Source organism: Fictibacillus phosphorivorans, from assembly GCF_007673525.1.
Taxonomy (GTDB): Bacteria; Bacillota; Bacilli; order Bacillales; family Fictibacillaceae; genus Fictibacillus; species Fictibacillus phosphorivorans_C.
In genome coordinates this window covers 50615-57578 of the sequence record NZ_VDZU01000004.1, presented here as the reverse complement: position 1 = coordinate 57578, position 6964 = coordinate 50615, and the positions used below count along the sequence as shown (strand labels likewise).

8 protein-coding genes and 2 tRNA genes are annotated in these 6964 nt (G+C 40.9%); 1 reads left to right on the top strand and 9 read right to left on the bottom strand.

Features of this window, described 5'->3' with window-relative positions; all coding sequences use genetic code 11:
• Positions 1–64: 64 nt before the first annotated feature.
• The 3 genes from FS458_RS19735 to FS458_RS19725 all read right to left on the bottom strand — a co-directional run bounded on the left by FS458_RS19735 (position 65) and on the right by FS458_RS19725 (position 868).
• Positions 65–155 (bottom strand) — tRNA-Ser (locus FS458_RS19735).
• A 3-nt stretch (positions 156–158) separates the two neighbouring features.
• Positions 159–233: transfer RNA gene (locus FS458_RS19730), tRNA-Asn, on the bottom strand.
• A 176-nt stretch (positions 234–409) separates the two neighbouring features.
• Positions 410–868, bottom strand: coding sequence for a SprT family protein (locus FS458_RS19725; RefSeq protein WP_144704772.1), 459 nt, complete (start codon positions 866–868; stop codon positions 410–412).
• 96 nt (positions 869–964) lie between these two features.
• Here FS458_RS19725 and cmpA point away from each other — a divergent pair, with 96 nt between their 5' ends.
• On the top strand, positions 965–1087 hold the full coding sequence (gene cmpA, locus FS458_RS19720) for a cortex morphogenetic protein CmpA (RefSeq protein WP_137792088.1): 123 nt from the start codon (positions 965–967) through the stop codon (positions 1085–1087).
• Between the two features lie 31 nt (positions 1088–1118).
• Here cmpA and FS458_RS19715 read toward each other — a convergent pair whose 3' ends face one another.
• The 6 genes from FS458_RS19715 to FS458_RS19690 form a co-directional block, all read right to left on the bottom strand.
• Entirely contained in the window at positions 1119–3248 is a 2130-nt protein-coding gene (locus FS458_RS19715) for a Tex family protein (RefSeq protein WP_144704776.1), read from the bottom strand.
• A gap of 458 nt (positions 3249–3706) precedes the next feature.
• Positions 3707–4318 (bottom strand): SpoIIE family protein phosphatase, encoded by a 612-nt coding sequence (locus FS458_RS19710; protein ID WP_144704769.1) that lies wholly within the window; start codon positions 4316–4318, stop codon positions 3707–3709.
• Positions 4315–5106: an RNA polymerase sigma factor SigB gene (gene sigB / locus FS458_RS19705; RefSeq protein WP_137792090.1), complete on the bottom strand. Its 792-nt coding sequence runs from the start codon at positions 5104–5106 to the stop codon at positions 4315–4317. The genes FS458_RS19710 and sigB overlap by 4 nt, the downstream gene beginning before the upstream one ends.
• Positions 5072–5557, bottom strand: coding sequence for an anti-sigma B factor RsbW (gene rsbW / locus FS458_RS19700; protein ID WP_144704766.1), 486 nt, complete (start codon positions 5555–5557; stop codon positions 5072–5074). Before rsbW ends, sigB begins: the two co-directional genes overlap by 35 nt.
• Positions 5554–5886, bottom strand: coding sequence for an STAS domain-containing protein (locus FS458_RS19695; RefSeq protein ID WP_144704763.1), 333 nt, complete (start codon positions 5884–5886; stop codon positions 5554–5556). Before FS458_RS19695 ends, rsbW begins: the two co-directional genes overlap by 4 nt.
• Before the next feature lie 63 nt (positions 5887–5949).
• A complete protein-coding gene (locus FS458_RS19690) occupies positions 5950–6957 on the bottom strand; it encodes a PP2C family protein-serine/threonine phosphatase (protein ID WP_144704760.1) in 1008 nt (335 codons plus the stop codon).
• Between the last annotated feature and the right edge of the window lie 7 nt (positions 6958–6964).

Sequence of the window (6964 nt, the reverse complement as noted above, 5' to 3'; positions counted from 1 at the left end):
GGATTCGAACCCGTGTTACCGCCGTGAAAGGGCGGTGTCTTAACCGCTTGACCAACGGGCCACATGGCAGAGAAGAAGGGATTCGAACCCTCGCACCGCGTTAGCGATCTACACCCTTAGCAGGGGCGCCCCTTGAGCCACTTGGGTACTTCTCTGTATGGCTCCACAGGTAGGACTCGAACCTACGACCGATCGGTTAACAGCCGATAGCTCTACCACTGAGCTACTGTGGAATGTCTTTTAAGGACAATTAATATCATAATTGTTTTTGCCTCAGATGTCAACTAGTTTTAGAAGTTTTTTCTGAGCCGCATTCGCTTAACGATACCTGCTTTTAAAAGCTATGTAATAGGTATGTCTAACAGCGACTTTATTAAATTACCACATACCTATATTCGAAGTCAACACCCTATTTTAAAGAAACCTGTTTTAATTTCCCTCTGCACTTTCCACACACATATCTTTTCGTATCAATTTGCCTTTTTCTCTTATATGACTGCATACAGTCCGTACATAGATAAGCGTATTTATAGCTCTCTGTTCTTCTTTTTTCGGGGATGGATTGACAGAAACGAGACCCACCTACTTTATGAAGCCAATATTTAAAGTCATCGTCACCATGTTTATACCCTCTGCCCTCGATATGCATATGATAGTGCACGAGCTCATGCTTAATGACACCGATCAATTCTTCCATACCAAACGCTTCATAAAGATGAGGATTCATTTCTATATCATGAGATCGCAACAGATAACGTCCACCTGTTGTTCGCAGCCTTCTATTGAATCTCGCTTGATGGCGAAACGTCTTATTGAAGAACTGAATCGAGATCTCCTCCGTTAGTTTCTGCAATTCTTCATTCGTCATGGTCAAGCTCCTTACATTTCTAGTTCACATTAACAAGCTCCTATACATAGACTAATACACAAATAACGGATTGGGAAGTTCAAGGAGGTTCTCTATATGCCAACATGGTTTAAAAGACAGCTCCGTCGTGCTTATTATCAAAAAGACCGTTACCAAATCCGCTTACTTAATCAATGCTGGTTCTTTTATAACAAAAAACACTCCTCCAGTGAAGAATAATCCACTGGAGAAGTGCTTAATCTTTTATTACTTACTTAGGGGCGATCATGGTTAGAGCGATTCGTTGCTTGGATACATCTACTGAATCTACCCATACAGTAACGACTTGCCCTACGCTAACGACATCCATCGGATTCTTTACGAATCGATCCGTAAGCTTAGAAATATGAACAAGCCCGTCCTGTTTTACGCCAATATCTACAAAAGCACCAAAATCAACAACGTTTCGAACCGTTCCTTGAAGCTCCATTCCTTGTGACAAGTCCTCCATCTTAAGAACATCTGTTTTAAGGACTGGCCCTGAAAAAGCATCACGAGGATCTCGCCCAGGTTTCATAAGCCCTTCGATTATATCCTTTAATGTTGGAACGCCGATATCTAATTTCTCTGAAGTTGCTTCAAGCGAAAGTGATTTCAACTTTTCCGCAAGAGCATCTGAACCGATATCAGCAGGTTTGAATCCGAGTTCTTTTAAAAGAGCTTTTGTTGCCGGATAGCTTTCTGGATGAATACCCGTCTGATCAAGTGGTTGATCTCCATCAACTACACGTAAAAATCCGATACATTGTTCATACGTTTTTGCACCAAGACGAGGAATTTTCTTCAGTTCTGTTCTGTTTTTGAACTTTCCTACCTCGTTTCGTTTAACAATAATGTTCTGTGCAACGGTTTTGGACAACCCAGATACATATTGAAGAAGAGACGATGATGCGGTATTAACGTTAACTCCAACTTGGTTAACTGCAGTTTCAACAACAAAAGAAATTTCTTCACCAAGTCTTTTTTGAGAAACGTCATGCTGATACTGACCTACTCCAATAGACTTCGGATCGATTTTAACGAGCTCCGCCAACGGATCTTGAAGTCTTCGGGCAATGGATACCGCACTTCTTTCCTCAACTTGAAGGTCTGGAAATTCCTCTCGAGCGACTGTAGAAGCTGAATACACACTCGCTCCCGCTTCGTTAACAATCACATATGCTACAGATTTCTCTAAGTCCTTTAAAGTCTCTGCAATAAATTGTTCTGTTTCACGTGACGCTGTCCCATTTCCGATCGCTGCGATTTCGATATCATACTGATCGATCAGTTTTTTTACAACCGCTGCCGATTTTTCTACTTCTGATCGCGGTGGTGTAGGATAGATCGTCTGGATATGAAGCACTTTTCCAGTTTCATCAACCACTCCTAGTTTGCAACCCGTTCTATAAGCAGGGTCAACACCTAAAACAACTTTCCCTTTTAGTGGTGCTTGTAATAGAAGACTTCTTACATTTTCAGAAAAAATATGAATCGCACGCTCTTCCGCTTGTTCGGTTAGAGCCGCGCGAATTTCTCGTTCGATGGAAGGCGCGATCAATCGTTTATACGCATCTTCAATCGCCTCTAATATAATAGGTGCAGCAGGTGAGCTCGAACGTTTCACTACTTTCCGTTCCATCTTTGATACGATCAGTTCTGAAGGAGCAGCGATACCTACTCTTAAAATATTCTCTTTTTCGCCGCGATTCACCGCTAAAACACGATGCGGAACAATCTTTCGGATCGGTTCTTGATATTCATAGTACATTTCGAATACTTTTTTCTCATCTAATTCTGCATTTTTCCCATCAGTTTTGATCTCGCCCTTGGAAAATGTATCTTCGCGAATCCACTTTCGCATATCTGCATCGTCAGACAGCATTTCAGCGATGATGTCTTTCGCTCCAGTCAATGCATCTTCAGCAGAATGCACTTCTTTTTCTTCATTTATGTAGGATGCTGCTTCCGTTAGTGGATCATCATTTCTTTGTTCTAACAACCATAAAGCAAGTGGTTCGAGACCTTTTTCTTTCGCTACAGTTGCTTTCGTTCTTCTCTTTTGTTTGTACGGACGATAAATATCTTCAAGATCTTGTAGCTTTTGTGCTTTTGCAATTGCTGCCGTTAATTCTTCAGTCAATTTTCCTTGTTCTTCTATTAAACGAAGGATTTCTTCTTTACGTGAAGCTAGATTTTGCAGATATGTCCATCGGTCCATAATGTCTTTAATCTGTACTTCATCTAAGCCACCCGTTAATTCTTTTCGATAACGCGCAATAAACGGGACCGTGTTTCCTTCTTCTAGTAGAGCAATAACCTGGTTAATTTGTTTTCCTTTTACGTTCAGTTCGGATTCCATTGTTCTCAATGCTTGTTCATTAATAGGTTGTCCCAATAAGAACACTCCTTTTTCAATCAATTAGTACTATTATAAACCAAGGAAGTGGTGGCGTAAAAATTGCAATCTTGTGAGTAGTTGATTTACGTTTCAGATGCTCGCTTTCCACGGGGCATGCGGTGAGCCACATTCGTACGTTTCACTTTTAAGTGTCTCACCTGGCTAGTTGCAGCGGCTAGCCCCTTCCACTTCAAGGACTGCCCACCTTTAGAAGTTCCTTGCTCCTGCGTCTAAAAGTTAATTCTCCGCAGTGAGCTTCCTCGTCGCATGCCATGCAAGAAGTATCTCATGTGGCTGGCACGCACCTTCCACTACAATCAACAGTCGAAGAAGTAACTAAAAAGATTTAAATGCAACAATCTTTTAGAAAACAGCCAAAACAAAAAAACACCACTCTACATACTGATGAAGGTGATGTTTTACGAAATCAAATTTATTTGTCCGACGAGACAGGTTGCATCGTCATTAATATCTTGAGGCAATCCACTGATATAGAGGACCGATTCTTTTGGTGATATCATTTTCGTTAACAACGAACGGCTCTGTGTATGAATGTCCATACCATCCGAATAAAGCATCAGTGTTAACTCTTTTTCGAACTTAAAGTCTTGTACTTTAAATTTTTCAGGCTTTCCTGCAAGAAAACCGACTTTCGGCAAAGGGTGTATGGCTCTTTGTCTTTCTGCAGAGATCATAAAACGGATGTTACCAACTCCTGAATAAGTAGCGGTATGATTATGATAATCGACTTTAACAATAGCAATCACGGCACCACGAGTATGTCTCAGACCTTCATTACAAAGATGCATTAACCCTTCGACAGTTTCATGATGATTTCGATCGATAATATCAGTAGCGGCCCCAGAAGCTTCTTTCGCCATCTTACCACTTCCTAGACCATCCGCTACTGCACAAATCAAATAATCTTCCGTTTCTTTTACATAAAAACTATCTCCGCAAAGATCATTTCCCTTTTTCGGTTTCTGATAAGAGGAAACAGATGCCTTGCTAAACTGATAGTGTTCGATCATTTAAGAGCCTCCGAAGGTGATACGCGCAACGCTTCTTTAAGCTTTTCAAGTGCTCGACGCTGAAGTCGGGACACATGCATTTGAGAGATATCTAGGCGTTCTCCCGTTTCCTTTTGGCTTAAATTCTCAAAATACGTACATTGAAGAATTTCGCGTTCGCGTTCGGAAAGAACGGCAAAAGCTTTTTCCAAAAGCATTCTTTTATCAATCTGATCAAAACCAACATCGTTGGAACCAACTAGATCGAGTAATGTAACCGTACTTCCTTCTTGATCCGCTTCAATGGAACTATCTACAGATAGAGCTTGATAACTTTTGCCCATCTCCATCGTCTCTAGAACTTCCTCTTCAGAAACTTCTAGGTACTCTGCGATTTCAAAAATTTTCGGTGATCTTTGTAAACGCGTAGTTAGTTCTTCAACGGCTTTCTTGATTCTTGGTCCAAGTTCCTTAATTCGACGAGGTACGTGAACACTCCATGTTTTATCACGGATAAAACGTTTAATCTCTCCGACGATGGTCGGAACAGCGAAAGATTCAAATGATCTTCCAAACGTTTTGTCGTACCTTCTAAAAGCCGCAAGCAATCCAATCATACCGACTTGTACTAAATCGTCATGAATGCTTTTGCCTTTAGAAAACTTCCGAGCTAGTGAATGAACTAAGTCTTGATACTGCAACACGAGGTTCGTCTGAATCTCTTCGTTCTTTGGGTCTTGCTGCAGTTCATCAATCCAAGCATAGACTTGTTCTTTACTGTGAAGGCGCTGGTGAGATTCTGTCGACATGTTCCTCCACCTCATCTCTGTGAAGATACTTCGTCATCATTACAACGACACCGGCTTCACTGCTTATTTCTACCTTGTCCATTAATGTATCTATCAGAAAGAGGCCTAAACCTCCCTCATGCAGTTGATCAACTGATTTACCATCTACAGGGCCAAGATTTTTAGAGATAGATTCGACATCAAAGCTTTTTCCTTGGTCGACAACCGTAATTTCCATGCGGTCATCATATATATTACAGCCAATACGAACTTGGCCTTTATCTTCAGTATCGGTATAGGCATGATTAACAACGTTCGTTACAGCTTCTGATACTGCAATTTTGATATCTTCAATTTCGTCAAACGCAAAACCCATGCGGTTGGCCAGGCCAGAGATCGTTAACCTGACGACACCTACATAATCCGGTTTTGCAGGGACCTTCATTTCAATATAGTCGGACGCTGTTCTCATAGCGCCTCCCCCTTTACTCCACTTTCAATATCCATTACTTCCGTTAATCCAGTAATTTCAAAAATGCGTTTAACGCGTTCTGTCATGCCTCTTAATTTTAAAGAGCTATGATTTGCTTTAGAAGATTTTAAAGCTCCTACGAAAATACCTAGCCCTGTGCTGTCCATATATTCAATTCCGGAAAGATCTACGATTACGATGTTTCCTTCTTTCTCTGTTAATGGAAGCATCACTTCTTTTAACTTAGGAGCTGTATAAGCATCCACTTCTCCTGTAAGGTTTAACTCGTATGTTTCATTTATTTGATCTTGATTTATTTGCAAATTCATTTTATTTCCCCCCAAGCTTTGTATGGAACCATATAAGGTACCTTTACCCTAATCAAATACTGTTTAAACCAGTCGTTTTAAAATAATTAAAGTAAAATCATCTCTTAGCTCAAAGCCTTGAAGGCGATCAAGCTCCTGAAATACATTTTCAACAATCTTTTGTGAGGGCAGATCCATATACTTTCGAATAAGAGCAACAACTTCTTCTCTTTCGATGAATCCTTTGCTTGTTCTACACTCGGTCACTCCGTCTGAAAGAAGGATAACCATGTCTCCCACTTCTATCATCTTTTCGTATGGGTGATAAGTGGTTGTTCTGGATACACCAAGAACCAGACCTTTAGCGATCAAGTCATGAAACTCGTCTTCCTTTGCGTGATAGAAAAAGCCTGGTTCATGACCAGCACCCGCATAGTAAAACTTATGACTTTCAGGTTCATAAACCCCATGAAACATCGTGATGAACATGTTGCTATGAACATTTTGTTCAACGACACGGTTTAAGTTCTCTAAAAGTAGATGAGGCTTCATCTGTTCTTCAGGTAAACTGTCCATCGCATATTTAATCATAGACATACAGAGTGCAGCGGGTATGCCTTTACCGATAATATCTGCTACAGCGACACTTAAACTGTTGCCGCTCTTAACAAAATTATAATAATCACCGTTCATTTTTTTAGCGGGAACACTCACTACGCCGATGTCTAGCTGATCAAACTCTGGCACATCACTGAGCAGTAACGTCTGCTGCATACTTGCGGCAACTTCAATCTCTGATTCAAGCTGTTGTTGCTTATCACGCAAACTTTGGTGCTCACGATAAGCAAAACCGTAGCCGATCATCGCTTCAAGCAGAAAGTCAAAAGAATCTCTCATTTCTTCAGACATATCTGGAAACAGTTCATCCATCACTTGGATGTGCAAACTGACAAGATCTTCTGGTGAGATCTGCTGTTCTAATAACTTTCTGCTGAATTGCTGCCCTTTGTAGAGGGTCGTCTCTGTTTTGGCTTTTAGATAGACCGATAATAAATCTTGATAACGTTCCGTTAGTGCGTCTTTTGCGGTCAAGAGCTCT

What these genes read in the sequence shown, in the direction of transcription:
- FS458_RS19725 (WP_144704772.1), bottom strand. Translation starts at nt 868, where the DNA reads ATGACGAATGAAGAATTGCAGAAACTAACGGAGGAGATCTCGATTCAG.
- cmpA (WP_137792088.1), top strand. Translation starts at nt 965, where the DNA reads ATGCCAACATGGTTTAAAAGACAGCTCCGTCGTGCTTATTATCAAAAA.
- FS458_RS19715 (WP_144704776.1), bottom strand. Translation starts at nt 3,248, where the DNA reads ATGGAATCCGAACTGAACGTAAAAGGAAAACAAATTAACCAGGTTATT.
- FS458_RS19710 (WP_144704769.1), bottom strand. Translation starts at nt 4,318, where the DNA reads ATGATCGAACACTATCAGTTTAGCAAGGCATCTGTTTCCTCTTATCAG.
- sigB (WP_137792090.1), bottom strand. Translation starts at nt 5,106, where the DNA reads ATGTCGACAGAATCTCACCAGCGCCTTCACAGTAAAGAACAAGTCTAT.
- rsbW (WP_144704766.1), bottom strand. Translation starts at nt 5,557, where the DNA reads ATGAGAACAGCGTCCGACTATATTGAAATGAAGGTCCCTGCAAAACCG.
- FS458_RS19695 (WP_144704763.1), bottom strand. Translation starts at nt 5,886, where the DNA reads ATGAATTTGCAAATAAATCAAGATCAAATAAATGAAACATACGAGTTA.